Raw genomic sequence first — 23,707 nt, 5'->3', positions numbered from 1 at the left:
AGAAAGGGAGGATCTGGCGAGCTTAGGCAGATGCTCCCCTCTGGGGGAGCTGTCGCGGAGCGACTGAGGGGGTTTTTACAGCCCGAACGCCTTGAGCAATCGATCCGCCGCCGCCGAGGCGGGGAGGTCGCCGGCGCGTACGGCGCCTTCGGTCTCGTCGACCAGCGCGGCAACGGCCGGCGCGGCGCGGAAGGCCTCGGCCAGGCGGTCGTTGACCATCGCCCACATCCAGCGGGCGTCCTGGTCGGCGCGGCGGGCGGCTCTAGCGCCATTGGCGCCCATCACCTCGCGGTGGCGCTGGACCTGGCTCCACAGCACATCGAGCCCCGCGCCGGTCAGGCCCGAGGCGGTCAGCACCGGCGGCGTCCAGTCGCGGTGGGCGGGGGTGAGGATGTGCAGGGCGTTGCGATAGTCGCGGGCCGAGCGCTCGGCCTTGGTCGGATCGGCGTCGGCCTTGTTGATCACCAGGAGGTCGGCCAGTTCGATCAGGCCCTTCTTGATGCCCTGCAGTTCGTCGCCGCCGCCGGGGATCAGCAGGGCCACGAAGATGTCGACCATGTCGGCGACGACGGTTTCCGACTGGCCCACGCCCACGGTCTCGACGATCACCACGTCGAAGCCGGCCGCCTCGCACAGCAGCATCGCCTCCCGGGTCTTGCGGGCCACGCCGCCCAGCGCGCCGCCGGACGGGGAGGGGCGGATGAAGGCGTTCGGATCGACGCTGAGCCGCTCCATGCGCGTCTTGTCGCCCAGGATCGAGCCGCCGTGCCGGCCCGACGACGGGTCCACGGCCAGCACCGCCACCTTGCAGCCGTCGGCGGTCAGGGCGCAGCCCAGGCTTTCGATGGTGGTCGACTTGCCCGCCCCAGGCACGCCGGTGATCCCCACGCGCTGGGCGCGGCCGGTATGGGGCATCAGGCGCTGGAGAAGCTCGCGGGCGGCGGCCTGGTGGTCGATCCGGCGGCTCTCGACCAGGGTGATCGCGCGGGCCAGGGCGGCGCGCTCGCCGGCCAGCAGGCGGCGTTCGAGATCGGCGATATCGAGGGCGGGCGGAGACACGCCCCCGACTTAGAGGACGACCGCCGTGCCGGAAACCGAAACCATCATCATCTGCCCGTTGGGGCCGACGGTGTTGTAGTCGAGGTCGACCGCCAGGATGGCGTTGGCGCCGACCTTCTGGGCCTCTTTCATCAGGCCCTTCAGGGCGTCTTCGCGCGCGCGTTCCAGCACGCGTTCATAGGAGCTGGAGCGGCCGCCGATGAAGTCGCGGATCGAGGCCAGCAGGTCGAGCACGACGTTGGCGCCGAGGATCGCCTGGGAATAGACCGCGCCCTTGTACTCCTGGACCGGACGGCCCTCGATGAACGGGGTGGTCGAGATCAGCATGCCTGCGGGTCCTTCGATCGATGGCGCATAGTTAAGCATAAACGGCGCGGGCCGCGAGGGGCTCCGGCGCTGCACGCACGGCGATACGGCGAAGTTTCGCCTGTGGCGGGAAACCGGCTTTCGGCAAGCCTGGCCTTGAGGCAGATTGCCCGCGCTGAAGCTGGGGGGCTGGCCGTTGTTCTTCGCCAAATCGCATCTCGACCTGCACAACATCCGGGGCAGCGTCGAGCGCACGGTCAAGCTGTCCGACAACATCGTCGGCGTGGGCCCGGTGGGCATCGGCCTGGACGGCATCCTGGCCTGGTTCGGCGGGGCGGGTTCGCTCTACTCGCTGGGCGCGGGCGGGGTGCTGTTGTTCGACGGCGTGCGGGCCAGGGCCGCGCCGATGGTGCTGATCCAGATGACGGCCGTGCTGCTGATCGACGCCCTGCTGCCGCTGGGGCCGCCCGGCCTGGGCGCGGTGGCCGACACCCTGTTCACCGGCCAGAAGTGGGCCGGCGGGATGTTGATCAAGCACATGGACGACACGATCTATTTCGAGGGCTCGCGCAAGGACGCCCAAGGTACGGCCGAGTATCGCGACCTGCTGGAGCGGATCCGCTCGGGCAAGGAAAAGCGCCGGGTGGTGTTCCTGGGCTGACAACCAAGCTTGCGGCGGAGCGTTGAGACCACATGACCGACGAAGCCGCCCTGCATGGCGAAGTGATCGATGAGGGCCCCGCCGACCATCGGCGGCGGGCGCACAAGGCCTGGCGTAACGCCGAGACCATCAAGCGGCTGTCCGACCGGCTGATCGGCGTTGGTCCCTTCGGCATCGGCCTCGACGGCGTGCTGGCCTGGGTGCCGGGCGCCAACACCGCCTACAGCCTGGGCGCGGCCGCCGTGCTGGCCTATCACGCCTGGCAGGCCAAGGCTTCGTTGCCGACCGTGGCGCGGATGGCCGGCTACATGCTGTTCGACAGTTCGACCAGCGCCGTGCCCGTCGTCGGCTGGGCGATCGACACCCTGTTCCCCGGCCACCTGATGGCGGCCAAGGCGCTGCAGAAGGACATCGAGGCCCGCCACGGCGCGCCCGAGGAGGTCGACCTCAAGCGCCGCAGGAAGAAGGCCAAGGCCGGGAAGCGCTGAGGCTAGTCGTCGAGCGGCAAGCTTGCGACGGCGATTTCCAGATGCGGGAAGGTGGTCGGCGCAACCGACCCCCGCGCTCCGACCTCCTGCACGGCGCGATAGCCGCCCGCCGACGGTTCGCGATGCACCACGATCCGGCAGCCCGGCACGTCGACCACCCAGTATTCGCGGATGCCGCTCTGGGCATAGAGCTCGGCCTTGCGGCCCAGGTCGAAGGCCTGGCTGGTAACCGAGACCTCGATCGCCAGCACGATGTCGGCGCCGCGCACGTCTCGGTCATGCAGGCGGCTGGAGAATATGGCGAGGTCCGGCTCGGGCGCGGTCAGGTCGTCGAGATGAGCAGGGGCGTCCGAATTGACCTCCCACTCGCCCTCCACAAGGCGACGGGTGAAGAACTGGGTGAGCCATCGGCGGCAGCGAACGTGAGGCACGCTTTCCGGTGACACTGTGATCAGTTCCCCCTCGATCAGCTCTACGTTTGCGTCGTCCGAAAGGATGCCGGCCTCGACCATCCGCAGCACGTCGTCATACGTGAAGCGATAGGGCGTAACGGTCTCTGCGGGGCGGCCCGGAGCGTTCATGGGTGGAGAATAGCACGGGCGTTACTTTCAGTAACGCTGAGCGGTCAGCGGTCAGCGGATCGGCGGTAGGTCGGCCAGGCACAGGCTGAGCTGGGGCAGGACCAGCGAAGTCACCGTATCTCGCGCCGAATAGCGCACGACGTCGCGATAGACGCCGCCGCTGAGGCTACGGTGCACGACGATCTCGGCGCTGTTGACGTCGACCATCCAATAGTCGCGCACGCCATGGTCGGCGTAGAGATCGGCTTTCACCGAAAGGTCCTTGGCGACAGTGCTTTGGGCGACTTCGATCACGAGGCCGACATTGCGCCCGTCGATCGTGTTCAGCGGCAGTAGGGCGTCATAGGCGTAGAGGTCGGGATCCGGCGCATAGGTGGCCGCAAGCCGCAGCGTCGAGTCCACGATCACTTCGATCGCCTGTCCGGCCTGGGCGAGGAGCACCTTGGCGATCTGCATCTTGACGCGCGTGTGCTCGGCGCCTTCCGAAGCCATCTCGACCAGCCCCCCGTCGATCAGCTCCACCCTGGCGTCGGCGTCGAGAATGCCGGCGTCCTGCATGCGCAGGACGTCTTCCAGCGTGAACCGGTGCGGTTCGGAGGTCTCGAGCGCGCGGGCCAGGGCGTTCATGGGGGAACGATAGCACGGGCGTGGCGATGCGTAACGCCGTGCGCTCAGAGCACCAGCCGGCTGCGGGGCGGCTCGGCGACGGGTTTCAGCATCCATTGTCGGCCGTAGGCGATCCACCAGACGCCGAGGCCGGTCAGCAGGCCGACGCCGGTGCAGAGCGGCCAGGCGCCTTGGATCTGAAAGAAGAGGCCGTCGCGGAACGAGAACCAGGCCACGCTGGCGCCGACGGCGGTTCCGACCAGGGCCGCAGCCCACGGATAATGACGCTCGATCTGGGCGAGCAGGGCCCAGGCCGCGAGACCGGCGGCCAGGTAAGGCCAACCGAGCAGCAGGCCCATCATCGGCGCGGCGAGAACGTAGGATTCCGCTTCGGCGCCGCTGTGCGGAAGGCGTGGAACGAACAGGTCGTACACCGTTCCCAGGATCAGCGACGGCGCGAGGTGGCTGAACAGAGCCCCCGCGATCACCCTCGGCATGGTCGTCCGCTCGCTCGCCCTGTGCATCCGCATCTCCCGCCTATCGTGATCGGGCGATGAGAGGGCGAGCGAATGCAGCCGGCTTGGCGCTCGCGGTGGAGAAAGGGTGCAGAGGTCGCTACGCCGCCTCGCCCTGGGTGTAGCCCAGTTGCTTGTTCAGCTTGTCGAGCAGTTCGATCACCGCCTCGGCGATCACCGTGCCGGGCGGGAAGATCGCCGCGGCGCCGGCGTCGCGCAGGGCCTGGAAGTCCTGCGGCGGGATCACCCCGCCGACCACCATCATGATGTCGGCGCGGCCCTGTTTGCCCAGCTCGGCCTTCAGTTCCGGGGCCAGGGTCAGGTGCCCCGCGGCGAGGGATGAGGCGCCGACGATGTGGACGTCGTTCTCGACGGCCTGCCTGGCGGCTTCGGCTGGTGTTTGAAAGAGCGGGCCGATGTCGACGTCGAAGCCGAGGTCGGCGAAGGCGGTGGCGATCACCTTCTGGCCGCGGTCATGGCCGTCCTGGCCCATCTTGGCGACCAGGATGCGCGGGCGGCGGCCGTCGGCCTGGGCGAAGGCCTCGACCATGGCCTTGGCGCGGGCGGTGGTGGGGTCTGAGCCGGCTTCCTTCATATAGACGCCCTGGATCGACTTGATCTCGGCCCGATGGCGGCCGAACACGCGCTCGAGCGCGTCGCTGATCTCGCCCACCGTGGCCTTGGCGCGGGCCGCGTCCACGGCCAGGGCCAGCAGGTTGCCCGAACCGCGCGCGCCGTCCTCCAGCGCCTGCAGCGCGGCCTGCGTGGCCGCCGGATCGCGCTCGGCCTTTAGCCGGGCCAGCTTTTCGAGCTGCTGGTTGCGCACCGAGCTGTTGTCGACCTTCAGCATCGGGATGACGTCGGCCACCTCGGGCTTGTAGCGGTTGACGCCGACCACGCTCTGGCGATTGGAGTCGATGCGGGCCTGGGTCTTGGCGGCCGCTTCCTCGATGCGCAGCTTGGGGATGCCCTGCTCGATGGCCTTGGCCATGCCGCCGGCCGCCTCGACCTCTTCGATGTGGGCCAGGGCTTTCACCGCCAGGTCGTGGGTCAGCCGCTCGACATAGAAGCTGCCGCCCCAGGGGTCGGCGACGCGGGTCGTGCCGCTTTCCATCTGCAGGAACAGCTGGGTGTTGCGGGCGATGCGGGCCGAGAAATCGGTCGGCAGGGCCAGGGCTTCGTCGAGCGCGTTGGTGTGCAGGCTCTGGGTCTGGCCGTTCACGGCGGCCATGGCCTCGACGCAGGTGCGCGAGACGTTGTTGAACACGTCCTGGGCCGCCAGCGACCAGCCCGAGGTCTGGCTGTGGGTGCGCAAGGAGAGCGAGCGGTCGTCCTTGGGCTCGAACTCGCGCTTCATCAGGCGGGCCCACAGCAGGCGCGCGGCCCGCATCTTGGCCACTTCCATGAAGTAGTTCATGCCGATGGCCCAGAAGAAGGAGAGGCGCGGGGCGAAGGCGTCGATGCTCATGCCGGCCGCCACGCCGGCGCGGGCGTACTCGATGCCGTCGGCCAGGGTGTAGGCCAGCTCCAGGTCGGCCGAGGCTCCGGCCTCCTGCATGTGATAGCCGCTGATCGAGATCGAGTTGAACTTGGGCATGTTCGCCGAGGTGAAGGCGAAGATGTCCGAGATGATCCGCATCGAGGGCGCGGGCGGATAGATGTAGGTGTTCCGCACCATGAACTCTTTGAGGATGTCGTTCTGGATCGTGCCCGAGAGCTTGTCGGGCGAAACGCCCTGCTCCTCGGCGGCGACGATGTAGAGCGCCAGGATCGGCAGCACCGCGCCGTTCATGGTCATCGACACGCTCATCTTGTCGAGCGGGATGCCGGAAAACAGCGTGCGCATGTCGAGGATCGAGTCGATGGCGACGCCCGCCATGCCGACATCGCCCTTCACCCGCTCGTGGTCTGAGTCATAGCCGCGGTGGGTGGCCAGGTCGAAGGCGACCGACAGGCCCATTTGACCGGCCGCCAGATTGCGGCGGTAGAAGGCGTTCGAGTCCTCGGCCGTGGAGAAGCCGGCGTACTGGCGGATCGTCCACGGGTTGGTGACGTACATGGTCGGGTAGGGGCCGCGCACGAAGGGCGCGACGCCGGGGCGACCTTCAGTGAAATCGAGGCCCTCCGCGTCTTCGGCGGTGAAGGCGGGGGCGACGTCGACGCCCTCGGGCGTGCTCCAGGCCTTGCCGGCCTGCGGCGCGGCCGCCGGTTCGGGCGCCTCGAAGGCGACGTCGGCGAAATCGGGGAACTTGCTCACGGCTCAGGCTCCCTCGAAGGCGGCGGCGAAGCGGATGGGCGTCAGGGGCGGGCAGCGGCTGTCGGGGCCGGGCAGGCGCGGGTCGGGGCCGTCGACGGCGAAGGCGGCCGGATCGGGCGTCTCGACCTCCGGCGTCTTGTCGTCGGCGTTAGGGAAGGCGGTGACGCCCAGGATCTTGCGGCTCTTGTCGGCGAAGGACGCTTCCTGTCCCTCACGGGTTTCGGCGACGATGTCGGCGATCAGGCCACTTTCCAGCGCCTTGACGATGCCGCCGTCGGCTTCGATGGCCTGGAACCCACCCCAAGCGGCGCGGGCCATCTGGTCGGTCAGGGTGTCGAGGTACCAGGCGCCGCCGGCCGGGTCGGCGACACGGCCCAGGTGGCTCTCTTCCATCAGGACGAGCTGAGTGTTGCGGGCCTGTCGGCGGGCGAAGGCGGTCGGCAGGCCGATGGCGTCGGTGAAGTTTCCGAGCACCACCGTGTCGGCGCCGCCCACAGCGCCCGCGAAGCCGGCGGCGGTCAGGCGCAGGAGGTTGGTCCAGGCGTCGGCCTTGGCCAGCATCCGCTGCGACGAGCGGGCCTCGATGCGGGCGGGGACGTCGACGCCGCAGGCCCGGGTCAGTTGCGCCCAGAGCGACCGGACGGCGCGCACCTTGGCCACGCCCGTGAAGTACTCGCCGTCCAGGCTGACGCCCAGCACGATGCGCGACCAGGCTTCATTCATGGAAAGGCCCGAGCGGACCAGGGCCTTGGCGTAGGCGACGGCGCTGGCCGCCATCACCGCCAGCTCCTCGGCGTTGGAGCCGCCGGCCTCGTGCACGGCGCGGCCCGTCGCCAGGAACAGGCTGGCCACGGCGTAGGTTTCGGCGAGACGCGCGCCTACCGTGGCGGCGCTGAAGATGTGGCTCTCGATCGGGCCGGGGCTGACGCCGGCCTGCATCCAGGCGCTCAGCGGGTCCATGTGGAAGGCGAGCGGCGCATTGGGCGCGGCCTTGGCCAGGGCGCCCAGCCAGTCGGCGGCCTTGGGGCCCAGGAAGCCGGCGTCCAGCGCCACGGGGGCGAGGTCCAGCAGCACGCCGTCCAGCACGCGGGCCAGGTCGTCGCGCGAGCCGACCGCGACGCCGGTCTGGCCGGCCGGATCCAGCGCCAGCAGCACCGAGGCCGCGCCGTTCTCCAGGTCCTTCAGGATCTCGCCGTTGGCGTGCTTGGCGTCGGGATGGGCGACCTTCGTGCGAAGGTCCCAGGGGCGGTCGATGTCGCGAGCGCGCAGGTCGCGGGCCACGGTCACGGCGTCGTCGGCGGTGTAGAGCGGGCGGATGGTGATCCCGTCCGGGGTGGCGCGCGTCAGGGTCTCGTCGAAATCGGCCCCTTTCAGGGTCTTCTCGACCAGTTTCAACCACTTGGCCTGGGCCAGGGCTTCGTCGGGCGGGCCGAAGTCGTCGGCCAGTTGGGCGGGCGCCTCGCTCACGACGGGGTTCTCCTGCGGTGCGGCATTCTTGTATTTTGACGCAGTTGCGCGCCTGCCGCCACGGAGGTCAAGCGCTTGCAAGTCCCATGAACAGGCGTTTAAGCTAACGCTGTTAACATGCGCGGCGCGTGACGTCGCGGAACGAGGAGACCCCCGTCCCATGGCTCTGCCGCCCATCCTGCGCGACCGTCTGCGCCTGCCGGTGATCGCCTCGCCGCTATTCATCATCAGCAACCCGGACCTCGTCATCGCCGAGTGCAAGGCCGGCATCGTCGGCTCGTTCCCCTCGCTGAACGCCCGCCCGCTGTCGCAGCTGGACGAATGGCTGGCCCGCATCACCGAAGAGCTGGCCGCCTGGGACAAGGCCCATCCGGACATGCCCTCGGCCCCGTTCGCCGTGAACCAGATCGTCCACAAGACCAACAACCGGCTCGAGCAGGACATCGAGCTGTGCGTGAAATACAAGGTGCCGGTGGTGATCACCTCGCTGGGCGCCCGGGAAGACCTGAACCAGGCGATCCACTCGTACGGCGGGATCACCCTGCACGACGTCATCAACGACCGCTTCGCCCGCAAGGCCATCGAGAAGGGGGCCGACGGCCTGATTCCGGTGGCGGCCGGCGCCGGCGGCCACGCGGGCGCGATCTCGCCCTTCGCCCTGGTGCAGGAGATCCGCACCTGGTTCGACGGTCCGGTGGCCCTGTCGGGCGCCATCGCCAGCGGCCGCTCGATCCTGTCGGCCCAGGCCATGGGCGCGGACCTGGCCTATATCGGCTCGGCCTTCATCGCGACGGAAGAGGCCAATGCGCCCGAGGCCTACAAGCGGACGATCACCGAGGCCAACGCCAGCGACATCGTCTATTCGAACCTCTTCACCGGCGTGCACGGCAACTATCTGCGCCAGTCGATCGTCGCCGCGGGCCTCGATCCCGACAACCTGCCGGAAAGCGATCCGTCGAAGATGAGCTTTGGCTCGGGCGGCAACCAGGACGCCAAGGCCTGGCGCGACATCTGGGGCTCCGGCCAGGGTATCGGCGCGATCAAGGAAGTGCTGCCGGTCGCCGAACGCATCGCCAAGCTGGCGGAGGAATATGAGGACGCCAAGGCCGAACTGGCGGCCAAGACGGCCCTGACGGCCGGTAATCGCCTGGCTTTCGCCGCCGAGTAGGACGGGGATCGCGCCGGGGACGAAGGCGGCTTCGTCCCCGGCTGCTCCGGCAAGGCGATCCTGAGCGGGTTCGAAACCGCCAGGAGCGCCTCATGTCCGACGCCGCCACGCCCCGCCTTTCGCTGCCCTACGTGGCCGCGGGGCAAGCCCAGAAGCACATCACGGTCAACGAGGGCCTCGCCCGGCTGGACGGCCTGGTTCAGCCCTGTGTGGTCAGCCGCACGACCAGCGTCCAGCCGCCCGCGCCCGCCGACGGCGCGATGTGGATCCGCCCCGCCGCCGCGACTGGCGCCGATTGGGCCGCCGCCTCCGCTCACAGCCTGATGCGCTTCGAGGCCGGGGCCTGGGAGGCGATCGCCCCCGCCGCCGGCTTCACCGCCTGGATCGCCGACGAGGGCCAGCTGGCGGTGTTCAACGGCTCGGCCTGGGCGGCGCTGTCGTCGACCTTCCAGGGCCTGACCGCCGCCCGCTCGCCGTTCGGAGCCGACGTGCGCGTCGAGATCCGCGAGACCGAGGCAAGCCTCACCGGCGCCTCGGTGGCCACGGCCGCCGTGATCCCGGCCCGCTCGATCGTGCTTGGCGTCTCGACCCGCACCAGCGCCGCCGTCACCGGCGCGATCTCCTACAGCTGCGGCGTGGCCGGCGAGACGGGCAAGTTCGGCAGCTCGCTGGGCGTGGGGCTGAACGCCAGCAACATCGGCGTGGTGGGGCCGACGGCGTACTACGCCGACACGCCCGTGGTGCTGACGGCGGCCGGCGGCAATTTCGTTTCCGGCAAGGTGCGGGTGTCGATCCAACTGCTGAGGTTCGAGGCGCCGGCGGCGGTTTAAATCCCTCTCTCAAAGAGAGAGGGTTTGGAAGTTGCCGCCAGCCGACCACACCCCAACTTGCGAATGGCTCTCTGCTTGATCCGGGCGGCGGGTGCGGCTACACGCCCGTCATCCCTTGGGGAGTAGCCGCCCGCGCCTATCAGCGGGGCCCGCCGTCAACATACTTGGTCTTTCGGGACCATGGCGCGGGCGAGGAAAGCACCGACAGCTTTCCTGGCGAGACCAATGGCGTCGTTTTCCGTCCGGGCTGGGCGGGGAAACGGTCGCTGTTGTCTTGTCTGCGCTCGGCCCCGCAACGGTGTTTCATGGAATCCCTGCTCGTCTCGACCCTGGTCGTGGCCATCGCCGAGATCGGCGACAAGACCCAGCTTCTGGCCATCATCCTGGCCACGCGGTTCAAGAAGCCGATCCCGATCATCCTGGGCATCCTGGTCGCCACCCTGCTGAACCACGCCCTGGCGGCGCTGGCCGGTTCGCTGGTCGCCCAGTACCTGCAGGGGGCCTGGTTCCAATGGCTGATCGCCATCTCGTTCATCGCCATGGCCGGGTGGGCGCTGATCCCCGACAAGGCCGACGACGAGGACGGCGGCGCGGTCGGCCGCTACGGCGTGTTCGCCACCACGGCCGTCGCCTTCTTCCTGGTCGAGATGGGCGACAAGACCCAGATCGCCACGGTGGCCCTGGGCGCCCAGTTCCATAACGTGACCCTGGTGGCCGCCGGCACCACGCTGGGCATGATGCTGGCCAACGTGCCGGCCGTGTATCTGGGCGAGGCGGCGACCAGGATCGTGCCGCTGAAGTATGTGCGCATCGGCGCGGCGCTGATCTTCCTCGGCATCGGCCTGTGGGGCATCGCCAGCCTGCTGGGCCTCTTCAAGTAATGACGTAGCGTGGGGCGGGAGCTATGAGCGGGACGAACGTTCCGGAGTCTCCCGCCCATGACCCAAGACATGCCGTCCGCGACCGGTTGGGAATTCTGGATCGATCGCGGCGGCACCTTCACCGACATCGTCGCCCGCCGGCCGGATGGACGCCTCGTCACCCACAAGCTGCTGTCGGAAAACCCCGAGCAGTACGAGGACGCGGCCGTCGCGGGCGTGCGCGCCCTGCTCGACCAGGGCGGCGGCGGGGCGGTGGAGGCGGTGAAGATGGGCACCACGGTGGCCACCAACGCCCTGCTCGAGCGCAAGGGCGAGCCGACGCTCCTGGCGATCACCAAGGGTCACGCCGACGCCCTGCGCATCGGTCAGCAGGCCCGGCCCAAGCTGTTCGACCGCAATATCGTCAAGCCCGAGGCGCTCTACACCCGCGTCGTCGAGATCGACGAGCGCGTCGGCGTCGACGGCGAGGTGGTTCGGCCGCTGGACGAGGCCGCAGCCCGCGAAGGGCTGCAGGGCGCCTATGACGCCGGTTTCCGGGCCGTGGCGATCGTGCTGCTGCACGGCTTCCGTTTCACCGACCACGAGGCCCGCGTCGCGGCCATCGCCCGCGAGGTCGGCTTCACCCAGGTTTCGGCCAGCCACGAGGTCAGCCCGCTGATGAAGCTGGTCGGGCGCGGCGACACGGCGGTGGTCGACGCCTACCTCTCGCCGATCCTGCGCCGATACGTCGACCAGGTGGCCTCGCGGCTGGGGGAGGAGACGCGGCTCTTCTTCATGCAGTCGAACGGCGGCCTGACCGACGCGCGGGCCTTCCGTGGCAAGGACGCCATCCTGTCCGGCCCGGCCGGCGGCGTCGTGGGCATGGCCAAGACGGCGGCGGAGGCGGGCTTTTCCCGCGTCATCGGTTTCGACATGGGCGGCACCTCGACCGACGTCTGCCACTATGCCGGCGAGTACGAGCGGGCCTACGAGACGGTGGTGGCCGGCGTGCGGATGCGCGCGCCGATGATGAACATCCACACCGTGGCGGCCGGCGGCGGCTCGATCTGCAGCTTCGACGGCGCTCGCCTGCGGGTGGGGCCGGCCTCGGCCGGGGCCAATCCGGGTCCGGCCTGCTATCGCCGCGGCGGGCCGCTGACGGTGACCGACTGCAACGTCATGCTGGGCAAGCTGCAGCCCGAGTTCTTCCCGCACGTCTTCGGCCCGAACGCCGACCAGCCGCTGGACCGCGACGTGGTGGTGGAACGCTTCGAGGCGCTGGCCGGCGAGATCGAAGCCGCGACCGGTAGGGCGATGACCCCGGCCGAGATCGCCGAGGGCTTCCTGACCATCGCCGTCGAGAACATGGCCAAGGCCGTGCGGCAGATCTCGATCCAGCGCGGCTACGACGTCACCCGCTACGTGCTGGCGTGCTTTGGCGGAGCCGGCGGGCAGCACGCCTGCCTGGTGGCCGACGCGCTGGGCATGAAGACGGTGATGATCCACCCGTTCGCGGGCGTGCTCAGCGCCTATGGCATGGGCCTAGCCGACCTGCGCCTGCTGCGCGAGGCGACGGTGGAACAGCGCCTGGACGAGGTCGCCGCGGCCCTGCCGGCCCGCGCCGCCGCCCTGGCGGCCGAGGCCGAGGCCGCCCTGCGCGCCCAGGACGCGCCGCTGGTGACGGTCGAGACGGAAGCCGCCCTGCTGGTGAAGTACGCCGGCACCGACACGCCCCTGCGGGTTCCGCTGACGGACGCGGAAGGCGTGAAGGCGGCGTTCGAGACCCTGCACCAGCGCCGCTTCGGCTTCGTCTCGCCGGCGACGCCGCTGGTGGTCGAGACCCTGAGCGTCGAGGCGATCGGCCATGCCGACGCCGGCGCCGCGCCCGATCTGGGCGTCGGGCAGGGCGGGGCGGGCGGCGTGCTGGCCGTCGTGCCTGCGCGGCTGGCCGGCCAGGCCTATGATGCGCCAGTGCTCGACCGCGCTGGCTTGTCGATCGGGGCCGAGGTGGCTGGACCGGCGATCATCCGCGAGGCCACCGGCACCACGGTGGTCGAGCCCGGCTGGCGGGCCCGCGTGGATGCGCATCACAACCTGATCCTCGACCGCGTCGAGGCCCTGGCCCCGCGCCGCGCCGCCGGCACGGAAGCCGATCCGGTGATGCTGGAGGTGTTCAACAACCTCTTCATGGCCGTGGCCGAGGAGATGGGGTTCGCCCTGCAGAACACCGCCTATTCGGTGAATATCAAGGAGCGGCTGGACTTCTCTTGCGCCCTGTTCGACCGCGACGGCAACCTGATCGCCAACGCCCCGCACATGCCCGTGCACCTGGGTTCGATGGGCGACAGCGTGCGGGCGATCCGTGATGGCCGCAGCGGCGACGGCCGGGGCATGAAGCCGGGCGACGTCTACATGCTGAACGCCCCCTATGCCGGCGGCACCCACCTGCCGGACGTGACGGTGGTCATGCCGGTGTTCGACGCGGCCGGCGCCTTGCTGTTCTACGTCGCCGCGCGCGGCCACCAGGGCGACATCGGCGGCATCACCCCGGGTTCGATGCCGCCCGGCAGCAAGACGGTCGAGGAGGAGGGCGTCCTCATCGAGAACTTCCTGCTGGTCGAGGGCGGGCGGTTCCTGGAAGCCGAGACCCGCGCCCTGCTGGCCTCGGGCAAGTGGCCGGCCCGCAATCCCGACCAGAACATCGGCGACCTCAAGGCCCAGGTCGCCGCCTGCGCGCGCGGCGCCGAAAGCCTGACCGGCCTGGTCGCCGAGTTCGGCCAGGACGTGGTCGAGGCCTACATGGCCCACGTGCAGGACAACGCCGAGGAAGCCGTGCGCCGGGTGCTGGCCAGGCTGTCGGACGGCCAGTTCGCCTACGAGCTCGACGACGGCAGCTTGGTGAAGGTCGCCATCACCGTGGATCAGGCCGCCCGCACGGCCCGGGTCGACTTCACCGGCACCAGCGACCAGGTTCCGACCAACTTCAACGCCCCGGCCTCGATCTGCCGGGCGGCGGCGCTGTACGTCTTCCGCACCCTGGTGGATGACGAGATCCCGATGAACGACGGCTGCCTGCGGCCGGTCGAGCTGGTCATTCCCGAGGGCTCGATGCTGAAGCCTCGCTATCCAGCGGCGGTGGTGGCCGGCAATGTCGAGACCAGCCAGGTGGTGGTCGACGCGCTCTATGGCGCGCTGGGCGTGATGGCCGCCGCGCAAGGCACGATGAACAACTTCACCTTCGGCGACGAACGGCGGCAGTACTACGAGACCATCTGCGGCGGCGCTGGGGCAGGGCCGGACTTCGACGGCGCCGACGCCGTCCAGACCCACATGACCAACAGCCGCCTGACCGATCCCGAGGTGCTGGAAACCCGCTATCCGGTGCGGGTCGAGGCCTTCTCGATCCGGCGCGGCTCGGGTGGCGCGGGCGAGCATCACGGCGGCGACGGCGTGGTGCGCACCATCGGCTTCCGCGAGCCTATGACCGTGACCCTGCTCTCCAACCGCCGCCGCGCGCCGCCGTTCGGCCTGCACGGCGGGGCCAGCGGCGCGCTGGGCCTGGCGCGGATCGAGCGGGCCGACGGGAGCGTGCAGGCCCTGGCCGCCACCGACGAGGCCCAGGTCGGCGCAGGGGATCGCGTTGTCATCGAGACGCCGGGCGGCGGCGGCTGGGGCAAGGCCTGAGCGCGATCGTGGGGCGGTTGCTGAAAGAACCGGATGGTCCGGGCATGTCCTTCCTCAAGGCCTTCGGCGCGACGCTGGGGGCCGTTGGCTTTCCCGTCCTGATGCGTGTGTTCTTCGTGGCCGAGGGCGACGCCGAGGGACGGATCATCATGGTCCTGCTCGTCCTGGGCGTGGCCGTCTTCGCCGGACTGGCCTGGGCCGTACGCAGCCTACTGCTGCGATGGGCCTATGACCGGGTGACCCGCGGGCCGTTCTGAGCGGTCGACGGCGCGGCGCGGGGCCGCTAAGCCAGCAGGGCGCCACAGGAGACGTCACCAGCATGAGCCGCGCCCCCTTTATCGCCCGCCGCACCCTGATCGGCGCCGCCGGCCTGATGGTCGCCGCGCCGGGCCTGGCCTTGGCCGCCGGCAAGCCGCGCGTGGCCATCCAGACCAGCGCGGGCACGATCATCGTCGAGCTGGAGGACAAGAAGGCGCCGGTCACCTCGGCCAACTTCCTGCGCTATGTGGACGCCAAGAAGTATGACGGCGGGACCTTCTATCGGGCCTCGCGCACCAAGGGCGTGAAGGGCGCGGGCTCGATCCAGGGCGCGCCGCCGCAGCGGGCGCGCCGCTTCGCGCCGATCGCCCACGAGAGCACGACCAAGACCGGCATTCGCCACAAGCCGGGCGTGATCTCCATGGCCCGCAACGCGCCGGGCACGGCGACGTGCGACTTCTTCATCTGCGCCAGCGCCATGCCGTATCTCGACGCCCATCCGGGCGCGAAAGGGGACAATCTGGGCTTCGCCGCCTTTGGGACTGTCGTCGAGGGCCTGCCGATCGTGAAGAAGATCCTGGCCATGCCGACCGGCGGCCCCGCCTACACCGAGGCGATGAAGGACGAGATGCTGAAGGCCCCCGTCCAGATCCTGAGCATGAAGCGGATGGGCTAGTCCGGCTTCGACAGCTCAGCGAGGCGCGCCTCCAGCCGTGCGAGCGTCGCCTTGATCTCTTCCTGCTCGGTGTGGCTGAACTCGTTGGCGTCCTTGATGCAGCGCGAGCAGATGGTGCCGATCAACAGCGGCAGGATCAGCAGCAGGGTGACGTGCATCAGCAGCACGGCGACCACCCGTCCGCCGGGCGTGGCCGGGTAGAAGTCGCCATAGCCGACCGTGGTGGCCGTCACGCAGGCCCACCAGATGGCGTCGAGATACGACTTGCCCTCGAAGAACGCATAGGCGCCGGCGGCGGCCAGCAGGATGACGAGATAGGCGACGAGCAGTTCGCGAACCGTGTCGAGGTACTTCATCATCTGCTGGCCTCCCGGCCTGTGCTGTCAGGGACCGACGACCCGCCGCGCGCGGACGGCGGTCTGTCCGTCGATGTTCATCAGGTAGCTGCCGGCGGCGGCCTTGCGGATCTCGACCTTCGAGCCCGCCTTGGGCGGCGAGGACAGCGAGCGGTCGTCGGCCTGGCGCCAGGTCGCGCCGTCGGCGAGGGTCAGGATCCAGCGGCCGTCGGCGCCGCGGACGGCCTTGGTCACCTCGCCCGCGATGCGGTCGACCTCCTCGGCCTTGTCGCCGCGGTCGAAGATCGACAGGGCCGAAAGGTCGAGGCCGAAGGCCTGGCGCCGGGCCGCCTGGGCCTGCTGGCGATCGACGATGATGACGTCGCCCTTCTTCTCGGCGGCGGTGATCGAGTCGACGGCCGCGTCGTAGCAGGCCAGGCGCTTGTCGTTCTCGGCGACGCCCCGGCAGTCGAGCAGGGCCTTCAGGGCGGGGGCGACGTCGCGGACGACCGGGGCGGCGGCCTGGGCCGCGCCCACCGCCAGGACGGCGGCGACGCCGGTGGCGACGAGCGCGCGGGGCGAAGGAAGGGAAAGGCGGTTCATCGCGGCGCTCCTTGGGGGTCGTCGATCAGCCAGCCCGTGATCGACAGGCGCTTGGCGGCGGCATAGGCGGCGACCGGCGCCACCGAGTGCTGGCGGGGCACCTTGAACAGGGTCAGCACGTTGAAGCCGGGCATGAAGCCGCGCTCGATCTGGCCGTCGGTGTCGTGGAACAGCAGCTGGCCGCCCCAGTCGGGCCGCCATCCGCGCGTGAAGCCCAGGGTGAAGGCGGCCAGGCGCGTGTCGCGGCCGTGCTTGTCGTCATGCAGGGTGAGGAAGTCGCCCGGGCGGTAGTTCGACGCCTGCACGCGAACGCCGGCGACGTGCGGCGCGCCGATCACCTTCGCCCCGAAGTCGAGGAACGCCCGGCTCTGCGCCAGTTCGGTGAGGGCGTGGACGGACGGGGAGGGGTCTCGCGCGTACTCATCCTGCAGCGGGTAGGACAGGTGAATGAACGAGAACCCGCGCGAGGCGCGCTTCAGCGCGCTCTGCAGGAACTGGCGCACGGCCGCGTCGCCGAACTTGCGGATGGCCTCGTTGGTGATGACCAGCGTCTCGTTCTTCTCGTCGGGGGCGACGATCGCCCACGAGGAGACGGCGTCCAGCAGGTCGCCGGCGGCTTCGGCGTCGATCGGCTGCAGGAACACGGGAATCTGCACGACGCCCTCGCGGGCGAAGGTTTCGGCGTACGACGAAGGGTCGAGATCCGCGCGGATGCGCAAGGCGGGCTTGAGGGCCGTCATCGGGCGGCGTGGTTCACGGCGAATCTCCCCCGTCGCGGCGAGGGCGACGACGGGTTCTAGCTAACAGATCGACGTTCGCCGGTTCAATCACCCCCGGCAAGCGTCATATGTCGGGCGCCGAAAAAACGGGCGCCTCGCCTTCACGGCGTCAGGCCGGCGGCTTCGGTGAATGACGGCGGATTACCAAATTGCAATGTTATCCATTGCGTGCTTTTGAGTTGAAAACTGGCGAACGCGAGTTTTCGTATACCGTCGACAACACAACAATTGATCGAATTCTTACCGGCAAAGCTGGAACAAATTGCCGATGATGCTCAAGCCGACTTGGTCGCGGGCATTGGTCGATTATCGATATGAATTGTTTCTGTTCTAGAAACATTTCCAGGACTTGTTCGACCATAATGGGCGAAAACGCAGCAATGTGTGGCGCGTTTGGGGCGGAGTGCGTCCCTTTTGTTACAGTGTGAACCAAATGTAATCCGATCCATCAGGGCAAGATTGACCCCAGTTCGGCAAACGACGTTCATGGCGCAGACCCGCTTCGAGCCCGACGCGGGGGGGCAAAAATGCGCCGCACGGGGGAACACGAGCGGCGCTGCGATATGTTTTGGAGGTTTGATGTTGCACGCCTTGTCCATGCGTAAGCGTTTGCTTGCGTCCACCCTGCTCTGCGGCGTGATCGCGCCGGTCGTGGTGGCCTCGCCGGCTTTCGCGCAGGAAGAACCTGCCGCGGTCGAGGAAATCGTCGTCACCGGTTCGCGCATCGCGCGTCCTGACCTGACCTCCAGCAGCCCCGTCGCCGCCGTCGGCGAAAAGGAACTGCAGCAGTCGGGCGTGGTGAACACCGAAAACCTGATCAACACCCTGCCGCAAGCCGTCCCGGGCATCACCTCGACGGTCAACAACGGCAGCAACGGCACGGCCACCGTCAGCCTGCGCGGCCTCGGCTCCAACCGCACCCTGGTGCTCGTGGACGGCAAGCGCCAGACGCCGACCACCCAAGCCGGCAGCGTCGACATCAACCTGATCCCGCCGGCCCTGATCAAGCGCATCGAAGTGCTGTCGGGCGGCGGTTCGGCCGTTTACGGCTCGGACGCCATCGCCGGCGTCGTCAACTTCATCCTGAAGGACGACTTCGAAGGCATGGAAGTGTCGGCCGGCTACCAGGCCACCGACAAGGGCGAAGCCCCGATCTACTCGGGCTCGATGACCTTCGGCGCCAACTTCGGCGGCGACAAGAAGGGCAACGTCGTCCTCAGCCTCGGCTACAACAAGCGTGAAGCCCTGACCCAGGGCGAGCGCGGCGGCATGCTCAGCACCGCCTGGGGCGACAACGCCACCCGCACGGGCCTGGTCCCCAGCGGTTCGGGTTCGAACGAACCGGGTCAGGTCGGCTCGTTCGTTTCGGGTCGCTTCGTGACCCTGCCGGGCGTGGCCAACAACTCGGCCAACACCGCGCTGTTCCTGACGGACGGCAACGTGCGCCTCTACAACGCCAACACCGACACCTACAACTTCGCGCCGGTCAACTACGTCCAGACCCCGCAAGAGCGCTACTCGGTCACCTCGCTGGCCAGCTATGAGATCAAGCCGGGCCTGACCGCCTACGCCAAGGGCAACTTCGTCAGCAGCAAGGTCATCACCCAGCTGGCTCCGACGCCGATCGGCAACCGCACGTTCCGCTTCACGCTGGACAACAACCCGTTCCTGACGGCCGCGGCCAAGACCGCGCTGAACAGCCTGGGTTCGAGCACCGCCTACACGATCCCGTCGAGCGCCTCGTGGACCGCCGGCACCTTCACCGACGTCGACAGCGACGGCGACGGCCTCTACGACACCGTCACCGGCGTGTTCAACCGCCGCCTGTCGGAAGTCGGCCCGCGTATCTCGCGCTTCGACTTCAGCGGCTTCCAGGTCCAACTGGGCCTGAAGGGCGAGATCGAAGGCATCAACGGCGGCTTCGACAGCTACTTCCAGTACGGCAACACCCACGGCAGCAACTCGCTGCTGGGCGACACCAGCCTGGCCCGCATCCAGCAGGCCCTGCTGCTGAACGCCTCGGGCACCGGCTGTCTTGATCCGTCGGGCGGCTGCGTGCCGATCAACCTGTTCGGCCAAGGCAACATCTCGGCCGCCGCGGCGAACTTCATCAAGACCCGCATCAACTCGTCGCAAGACTACGAGCAGCTCTACGCGGGCCTGAACTTCTACGGCGACACCAGCAACTTCTTCTCGCTGCCCGCTGGTCCGATCGGCTTCGCCGTCGGCGGCGAATACCGCGCCGAAGACTTCGCCTTCAACCCCAGCCAGGACCTGGCGACCGGCAACCTGACCGGCTTCAACGCCAGCCCGCCCGTCTCGGGTCGCTTCGACGTCTACGAAGCCTACGCCGAACTGGCCGTGCCGATCCTGAAGGACCTGCCGTTCGTCAAGTCGCTGGACCTGGAACTGGCCGGTCGTATCTCGGACTACACGACCCAGCCGGATCCGGTGAAGACCTACAAGGTCGCCGGCACCTGGAAGCCCTTCGACGACCTGATGCTGCGCGTGTCGTACAACAGCGCCATCCGCGCTCCGTCGATCGGCGAACTGTACGCTCCGCAGAGCAACGGCTTCCCGACCTCGACCGACCCGTGCTCGGCTCGCGCCAACCCGAACGCTCAGGTCCGTCAGGCCTGTATCAATTCGGGCGTCGCGGCCTCGCAGGTCGGTGTGCTGAACGCCAACCAGCAGACCCAGACCCTGTCGGGCGGCAACCCGAACCTGAAGCCGGAAAAGGGCGAAACGACCACGGTCGGCGTCGTCTACACCCCGTCGTTCGCCTCGGGCCTGTCGTTCACCCTCGACTACTTCAAGATCGAGCTGAAGGACGCCATCGACACCTTCGGCGGCGGCACGGCCAACCTGATGGCGGTCTGCTACGGCCCGATCGTCAACGGCAACCCGAACTCGCCCTACTGCCAGGCCATCAACCGCCTCGGCAACGGCTCGATCGACTACGTCTCGTCGATCAACCAGAACGTCGCTGCGCGTAACCTCGAAGGCTTCGACCTGGGCGTTACCTACCGCACGCAACTGGAAGACATCGGCCTGCCCAACTGGGGCTCGCTCGCGGTCCGCTCGCTGTACACCAACACCTGGGAGTACACGATCATCCCGGACGAGATCTCGCAGCCGATCAAGTGCGCCGACAAGTTCGGCACGCGTTGCTCGGGCGCCGGCGTCAACCCGCTGCCGCGTCACAAGCTGAGCACCTCGGCCAACTGGCGCTTCAAGCAGTTCGGCGTGAACCTGGTCTGGAACTACCTGGACGACGTGATCGACGACGCTCCGACGACCCGTTACACGGTCGAGGAAATCGGCCCGAAGAACTACTTCGACCTGTCGGCCGACTGGGACGTCAACGACAACCTGGCCTTCACCGGCGGCGTCAAGAACCTGACCCAGGAAGCCTACCCGATCCTGGGCGGCAACGCCTCGCCGTCGAACAGCGGCTACCCGGCCGTCTACGACGTGCTTGGCCGCGTGTTCTTCCTGAACGCGCGCCTGCGCTACTGATCCTGGACGGCGCGCTCCGCGAGGGGCGCGCCGGACCTGGCGTTTCGAAAGCCGGCGGCCTCGCGGTCGCCGGCTTTCTGCGTTCTGGGTGTTTCCCGGGGTTTAGCCGCGCCGGGCGGCCGCCGCGGCGAGATAGAGTTCGAGATTGGTGTAGCCCGAGCCGTCCTTGGCCGGCGCCGCGCCGTCGGCGGCGGTCTTCGGGTCGAGGCCGTGGGCCTTCTCCCAGGCGTCGGGGATCCCGTCGCCGTCGCTGTCCCTGGCCGGCTTGCCGGCGGGGAGGGCGGGCCAGCCGCCGACGTCGTTCTGGCTGTTGATGACCTTGCCGGTGCGGTCGCGCACGCCGGCGACGACGCGGGCGTCGACGCTGTCGCGGAACACCGAGGCGCCGGCGTCGGCCAGCACCCGCTCATAGGCCAGCGGCGCGGGCTCGGGCCTGACCGGGCCGACCTCGACCGGCGCGGGCAGGCGATAGCCGGCCGGCTCGGGGATGGTGAAGGTCACCAGGCTCCAAGGATCGGCGGGAATGTTGGTGAGCATGCTGTTGCCGGCGAAGTAGGCCCGGGCCAGGCCGTTGCTCTCCTGGAAGGCCACCGCCTTGGTGCTCTGCGGGCCCATGATGTAGGCGTTGTCGACGAAGTTGTAGGCGACGACCGCCGCCTTGTCGGCGTCGTAGCCGGCATAGCCCTTGCCCCAGTTGTAGAAGACGTTGGAGCGGAAATCGAACAGGGCCCCGACGGGGTCCTTGTCGGGGCCGTCGTAGTTGCCGGGGCGCGGCATGCGGGCCATGTGGTTGGCCCACAGATTGTGATGGAAGCTGATCCTCGAGCCCTTGCCGCCGCGGATCAGGCTGCCGTAGCCGTGGTCGCCCTTGGCATGCAGCGACCGGGCCATGGACTCGGCGATGATCGACCACTGGACGGTCAGGTCGAAGAAGCCCTGGCCCTCTTCGCCATAGCGGGCCGAGGCCGACAGGGTCTCGTCCACCGACCAGCTGGCCGAGACGTGGTCGAGGATGATCCGCCGGCCGTTGTTGATCCAGATGGCGTCGCTCTCGGTCTTGCTCTCATCGCCCAGGCGCGAGCGGATGAAGCGGATGACCACGTCGTCGGCCGAGACGACCAGGGTGTGGTCGCGCAGGGTGATCCCGCCGCCGGGCGCGGTCTGGCCGGCGATGGTGATGCGCGGCTCGCTGATCTTCAGGTCCGACTTCAGCTGGATCGTGCCGGAGACCTCGAAGACGACGGTGCGCGGGCCCTTGGCCTCGACGGCGGCGCGCAGCGAGCCGGGACCGGCGTCGTTCAGGTTGGTCACCTTGATCACCGCCCCGCCGCGGCCGCCCTGCGAGAGCCGGCCCGCACCCTCGGCGCCGGGGAAGGCCAGGGTCTGGGCGGCGGCCTGGCCGGCGAGGCCCAGGAGGGCGAGGGCGGCGGCGCCGGCGAGCAGGCGGCGCGAAGGGCGGCGGATCATGATGCGGTTCTCCCCGAGGCCGGCGAGCGTCGGTCGCGCATCGTCCGGATGGTTCGACCCTGCCCGGGAGATCTGAAAATGTCCACCGGTGTCATTCGGAATGGCCTGCCGACGGCGCGTGACGGTAACCCTATGACGAGCAGGGGATTGCCGCTCGCCTGATCAATTCGTGCTCGAAATCCGGGCGAACCTGGCAGGCGCATTGCGGCCGGGCCTCGCCAGGCGAAGTTTTCTTCCGAAAATGGGCGGTCGAACCTGACGCTGGTGTCAACCTTACCGGATTGCCGTCGATTCGCGTCCCGGGGGGGAAGCACGCCATGTCCGCCGAAGAAGCCAGTCTCCGCCCGGAGCGCATCCTTGACCTGTCCGAGCGCCTGAGCGTGGTGGCGGGGCAGAAGATCGGCGAGATCTCGACCGTCAACCGCGCCGCCAAGATGCTGGCGATCAACGCCCTGATCGTCGCCGCCCGCGCGGGCGAGGCCGGCAAGGGCTTCGCCATCGTGGCCGAGGAGTTCAAGAAGATCTCGACCCAGATCGACGAGGTGGCGGGGGCCCTGGAGAGCCAGGTGCGCGCCGACCTCGACGAGCTGACGGCGATCGGCGGGGCGATCCTGTCGCACCTGCGCGGCCAGCGCCTGGCCGACCTGGCCTTGAACGCCATCGAGATCATCGACCGCAACCTCTATGAGCGCACCTGCGACGTGCGCTGGTGGGCCACCGACAGCGCTGTTGTGGACTGCGCCATGGCGCCCTCGCGCGAGGCGGCCGATTACGCCAGCCAGCGCCTGAAGGTCATTCTCGACGCCTACACCGTCTATCTGGACCTGTGGATCTGCGACGCGGCGGGCCGCGTGATCGCCAGCGGCCGGCCCGACCGGTATCGCGGCGTGCAGGGCGCCTCGGTGGCCAACGCCAGTTGGTTCCAGGAAGCGCTGCGCACCAAGAGCGGTGATGATTTCGCCGTCGCCGACATCGCCCGTCAGCGGCTGCTGGACGAGGCGCCGGTCGCCACCTACGCAACGGCGATCCGCGAGGGCGGCCAGGCCAGGGGCAAGGTCATCGGCGTACTGGGCGTGCATTTCGACTGGCGCCCGCAGGCCCAGGCCATCGTCGACGGCGTACGCATGACCGACGAGGAAAAGAGCCGTTCGCGCGTGCTGCTGCTGGACCAGAACCACCGGATCCTGGCGGCGTCGGACGGCCAGGGTGTGCTGACCGACAGCTTCAAGCTCGACACCTCGCACGGCACGATGGGCAGCTACGCCCAGGGCGACCGCACCATCGGCTACGCCCTGACCCCGGGCTACGAGACCTACAAGGGCCTGGGCTGGTACGGCTGCCTGGTGCAGCGCCAGGCGGTGGACACGCCGCTGCCGGTGGCCGAGCGGGTCGTGGATAATGTGCTGCGACTGAAGGCCTAGCCAGGATGCTCCCCCTGAAGGGGGAGCTGTCGCCCCTGGGTCCGGCCAAAGGCCGGCCCGAGGATAAACTCCGCGACTGAGGGGGAAGGGATTGCTGCCGTTAGGGGCGCACTGACCTCATCAGATGCTTCCCCCTCCGGCCCTCCGGGCCACCTCCCCCTTCAGGG

At 68.9% G+C, this 23,707-nt stretch carries 21 protein-coding genes and 1 riboswitch; of the genes, 10 read left to right on the top strand and 11 right to left on the bottom strand.

Annotated features, from left to right (window positions below):
• Positions 1 to 75: 75 nt before the first annotated feature.
• Both meaB and G5B46_RS13635 read right to left on the bottom strand, forming a co-directional pair.
• The gene (meaB, locus tag G5B46_RS13640) at positions 76 to 1,059 is read right to left on the bottom strand and encodes a methylmalonyl Co-A mutase-associated GTPase MeaB (protein ID WP_165259374.1); all 984 of its coding nucleotides are present in this window, start codon (positions 1,057 to 1,059) and stop codon (positions 76 to 78) included.
• Positions 1,060 to 1,068: 9 nt separating this feature from the next.
• Complete coding sequence (locus tag G5B46_RS13635) at positions 1,069 to 1,386, bottom strand: heavy metal-binding domain-containing protein (protein ID WP_165259373.1); 318 nt, start codon at positions 1,384 to 1,386, stop codon at positions 1,069 to 1,071.
• Between the two features lie 175 nt (positions 1,387 to 1,561).
• Between G5B46_RS13635 and G5B46_RS13630 the strand changes: the two genes are divergently transcribed.
• Both G5B46_RS13630 and G5B46_RS13625 read left to right on the top strand, forming a co-directional pair.
• Positions 1,562 to 2,026 carry a DUF4112 domain-containing protein gene (locus G5B46_RS13630; protein ID WP_101712668.1) on the top strand — a complete coding sequence of 155 codons (465 nt, stop codon included), beginning with the start codon at positions 1,562 to 1,564 and terminating at the stop codon, positions 2,024 to 2,026.
• Between the two features lie 32 nt (positions 2,027 to 2,058).
• The gene (locus G5B46_RS13625) at positions 2,059 to 2,514 is read left to right on the top strand and encodes a DUF4112 domain-containing protein (RefSeq protein WP_165259371.1); all 456 of its coding nucleotides are present in this window, start codon (positions 2,059 to 2,061) and stop codon (positions 2,512 to 2,514) included.
• A gap of 2 nt (positions 2,515 to 2,516) precedes the next feature.
• On the opposite strand, the gene G5B46_RS13620 is transcribed toward G5B46_RS13625, so the two are convergent.
• The 5 genes from G5B46_RS13620 to G5B46_RS13600 all read right to left on the bottom strand — a co-directional run bounded on the left by G5B46_RS13620 (position 2,517) and on the right by G5B46_RS13600 (position 7,919).
• Positions 2,517 to 3,095, bottom strand: coding sequence for a Uma2 family endonuclease (locus tag G5B46_RS13620; RefSeq protein ID WP_165259370.1), 579 nt, complete (start codon positions 3,093 to 3,095; stop codon positions 2,517 to 2,519).
• A gap of 51 nt (positions 3,096 to 3,146) precedes the next feature.
• Positions 3,147 to 3,722: a Uma2 family endonuclease gene (locus G5B46_RS13615; RefSeq protein WP_165259368.1), complete on the bottom strand. Its 576-nt coding sequence runs from the start codon at positions 3,720 to 3,722 to the stop codon at positions 3,147 to 3,149.
• Between the two features lie 44 nt (positions 3,723 to 3,766).
• Positions 3,767 to 4,225, bottom strand: a complete 459-nt coding sequence (locus G5B46_RS13610) for a hypothetical protein (RefSeq protein ID WP_165259366.1) — start codon at positions 4,223 to 4,225, stop codon at positions 3,767 to 3,769.
• A 91-nt stretch (positions 4,226 to 4,316) separates the two neighbouring features.
• On the bottom strand, positions 4,317 to 6,473 hold the full coding sequence (scpA, locus tag G5B46_RS13605) for a methylmalonyl-CoA mutase (RefSeq protein ID WP_165259364.1): 2,157 nt from the start codon (positions 6,471 to 6,473) through the stop codon (positions 4,317 to 4,319).
• A gap of 3 nt (positions 6,474 to 6,476) precedes the next feature.
• Positions 6,477 to 7,919 (bottom strand): methylmalonyl-CoA mutase family protein, encoded by a 1,443-nt coding sequence (locus tag G5B46_RS13600; protein ID WP_205691677.1) that lies wholly within the window; start codon positions 7,917 to 7,919, stop codon positions 6,477 to 6,479.
• A gap of 181 nt (positions 7,920 to 8,100) precedes the next feature.
• On the opposite strand from G5B46_RS13600, the gene G5B46_RS13595 reads away from it, so the two are divergent.
• The 6 genes from G5B46_RS13595 to G5B46_RS13570 all read left to right on the top strand — a co-directional run bounded on the left by G5B46_RS13595 (position 8,101) and on the right by G5B46_RS13570 (position 15,416).
• On the top strand, positions 8,101 to 9,108 hold the full coding sequence (locus G5B46_RS13595) for a nitronate monooxygenase family protein (RefSeq protein ID WP_110121457.1): 1,008 nt from the start codon (positions 8,101 to 8,103) through the stop codon (positions 9,106 to 9,108).
• Between the two features lie 92 nt (positions 9,109 to 9,200).
• Positions 9,201 to 9,938: a DUF2793 domain-containing protein gene (locus G5B46_RS13590; RefSeq protein ID WP_165259360.1), complete on the top strand. Its 738-nt coding sequence runs from the start codon at positions 9,201 to 9,203 to the stop codon at positions 9,936 to 9,938.
• 101 nt (positions 9,939 to 10,039) lie between these two features.
• A riboswitch (yybP-ykoY riboswitch) is annotated at positions 10,040 to 10,180 on the top strand.
• Positions 10,181 to 10,243: 63 nt separating this feature from the next.
• Positions 10,244 to 10,819: a TMEM165/GDT1 family protein gene (locus G5B46_RS13585; RefSeq protein WP_165259358.1), complete on the top strand. Its 576-nt coding sequence runs from the start codon at positions 10,244 to 10,246 to the stop codon at positions 10,817 to 10,819.
• Positions 10,820 to 10,888: 69 nt separating this feature from the next.
• Positions 10,889 to 14,482: a hydantoinase B/oxoprolinase family protein gene (locus G5B46_RS13580; RefSeq protein WP_165259409.1), complete on the top strand. Its 3,594-nt coding sequence runs from the start codon at positions 10,889 to 10,891 to the stop codon at positions 14,480 to 14,482.
• 44 nt (positions 14,483 to 14,526) lie between these two features.
• On the top strand, positions 14,527 to 14,739 hold the full coding sequence (locus G5B46_RS13575) for a hypothetical protein (RefSeq protein ID WP_165259356.1): 213 nt from the start codon (positions 14,527 to 14,529) through the stop codon (positions 14,737 to 14,739).
• A gap of 62 nt (positions 14,740 to 14,801) precedes the next feature.
• Positions 14,802 to 15,416 carry a peptidylprolyl isomerase gene (locus G5B46_RS13570; RefSeq protein WP_165259354.1) on the top strand — a complete coding sequence of 205 codons (615 nt, stop codon included), beginning with the start codon at positions 14,802 to 14,804 and terminating at the stop codon, positions 15,414 to 15,416.
• On the opposite strand, the gene G5B46_RS24710 is transcribed toward G5B46_RS13570, so the two are convergent.
• From G5B46_RS24710 to G5B46_RS13555, 3 genes are read right to left on the bottom strand one after another with little or no spacing between them, the layout of a single operon-like run.
• Positions 15,413 to 15,775: a potassium channel family protein gene (locus G5B46_RS24710; protein WP_165259352.1), complete on the bottom strand. Its 363-nt coding sequence runs from the start codon at positions 15,773 to 15,775 to the stop codon at positions 15,413 to 15,415. The genes G5B46_RS13570 and G5B46_RS24710 overlap by 4 nt on opposite strands.
• Positions 15,776 to 15,799: 24 nt before the next feature.
• The gene (locus tag G5B46_RS13560) at positions 15,800 to 16,354 is read right to left on the bottom strand and encodes a hypothetical protein (RefSeq protein ID WP_165259350.1); all 555 of its coding nucleotides are present in this window, start codon (positions 16,352 to 16,354) and stop codon (positions 15,800 to 15,802) included.
• On the bottom strand, positions 16,351 to 17,094 hold the full coding sequence (locus G5B46_RS13555) for a 2OG-Fe(II) oxygenase family protein (RefSeq protein WP_165259348.1): 744 nt from the start codon (positions 17,092 to 17,094) through the stop codon (positions 16,351 to 16,353). The genes G5B46_RS13560 and G5B46_RS13555 overlap by 4 nt, the downstream gene beginning before the upstream one ends.
• A 618-nt stretch (positions 17,095 to 17,712) precedes the next feature.
• Between G5B46_RS13555 and G5B46_RS13550 the strand changes: the two genes are divergently transcribed.
• Positions 17,713 to 20,652, top strand: a complete 2,940-nt coding sequence (locus G5B46_RS13550) for a TonB-dependent receptor (protein ID WP_165259346.1) — start codon at positions 17,713 to 17,715, stop codon at positions 20,650 to 20,652.
• A gap of 102 nt (positions 20,653 to 20,754) precedes the next feature.
• Here G5B46_RS13550 and G5B46_RS13545 read toward each other — a convergent pair whose 3' ends face one another.
• On the bottom strand, positions 20,755 to 22,119 hold the full coding sequence (locus tag G5B46_RS13545) for a pectate lyase (protein ID WP_165259344.1): 1,365 nt from the start codon (positions 22,117 to 22,119) through the stop codon (positions 20,755 to 20,757).
• Between the two features lie 317 nt (positions 22,120 to 22,436).
• Between G5B46_RS13545 and G5B46_RS13540 the strand changes: the two genes are divergently transcribed.
• A complete protein-coding gene (locus G5B46_RS13540; protein ID WP_165259342.1) occupies positions 22,437 to 23,540 on the top strand; it encodes a methyl-accepting chemotaxis protein in 1,104 nt (367 codons plus the stop codon).
• Positions 23,541 to 23,707 lie beyond the last annotated feature (167 nt).

Origin of the sequence: Caulobacter sp. 602-2 (assembly GCF_011043625.1) — a bacterium.
Taxonomy (GTDB): Bacteria; Pseudomonadota; Alphaproteobacteria; order Caulobacterales; family Caulobacteraceae; genus Caulobacter.
Note: the sequence above shows the minus strand (reverse complement) of the source record. Positions and strands in the feature narration are given on the sequence as shown.

Coding starts and splice junctions, on each gene's coding strand:
- G5B46_RS13635 (WP_165259373.1), bottom strand. CDS start 1,386: ATGCTGATCTCGACCACCCCGTTCATCGAGGGCCGTCCGGTCCAGGAG.
- G5B46_RS13625 (WP_165259371.1), top strand. CDS start 2,059: ATGACCGACGAAGCCGCCCTGCATGGCGAAGTGATCGATGAGGGCCCC.
- G5B46_RS13620 (WP_165259370.1), bottom strand. CDS start 3,095: ATGAACGCTCCGGGCCGCCCCGCAGAGACCGTTACGCCCTATCGCTTC.
- G5B46_RS13615 (WP_165259368.1), bottom strand. CDS start 3,722: ATGAACGCCCTGGCCCGCGCGCTCGAGACCTCCGAACCGCACCGGTTC.
- G5B46_RS13610 (WP_165259366.1), bottom strand. CDS start 4,225: ATGCACAGGGCGAGCGAGCGGACGACCATGCCGAGGGTGATCGCGGGG.
- G5B46_RS13595 (WP_110121457.1), top strand. CDS start 8,101: ATGGCTCTGCCGCCCATCCTGCGCGACCGTCTGCGCCTGCCGGTGATC.
- G5B46_RS13590 (WP_165259360.1), top strand. CDS start 9,201: ATGTCCGACGCCGCCACGCCCCGCCTTTCGCTGCCCTACGTGGCCGCG.
- G5B46_RS13585 (WP_165259358.1), top strand. CDS start 10,244: ATGGAATCCCTGCTCGTCTCGACCCTGGTCGTGGCCATCGCCGAGATC.
- G5B46_RS13580 (WP_165259409.1), top strand. CDS start 10,889: ATGCCGTCCGCGACCGGTTGGGAATTCTGGATCGATCGCGGCGGCACC.
- G5B46_RS13575 (WP_165259356.1), top strand. CDS start 14,527: ATGTCCTTCCTCAAGGCCTTCGGCGCGACGCTGGGGGCCGTTGGCTTT.
- G5B46_RS13570 (WP_165259354.1), top strand. CDS start 14,802: ATGAGCCGCGCCCCCTTTATCGCCCGCCGCACCCTGATCGGCGCCGCC.
- G5B46_RS24710 (WP_165259352.1), bottom strand. CDS start 15,775: ATGATGAAGTACCTCGACACGGTTCGCGAACTGCTCGTCGCCTATCTC.
- G5B46_RS13560 (WP_165259350.1), bottom strand. CDS start 16,354: ATGAACCGCCTTTCCCTTCCTTCGCCCCGCGCGCTCGTCGCCACCGGC.
- G5B46_RS13555 (WP_165259348.1), bottom strand. CDS start 17,094: ATGACGGCCCTCAAGCCCGCCTTGCGCATCCGCGCGGATCTCGACCCT.
- G5B46_RS13550 (WP_165259346.1), top strand. CDS start 17,713: ATGTTGCACGCCTTGTCCATGCGTAAGCGTTTGCTTGCGTCCACCCTG.
- G5B46_RS13545 (WP_165259344.1), bottom strand. CDS start 22,119: ATGATCCGCCGCCCTTCGCGCCGCCTGCTCGCCGGCGCCGCCGCCCTC.
- G5B46_RS13540 (WP_165259342.1), top strand. CDS start 22,437: ATGTCCGCCGAAGAAGCCAGTCTCCGCCCGGAGCGCATCCTTGACCTG.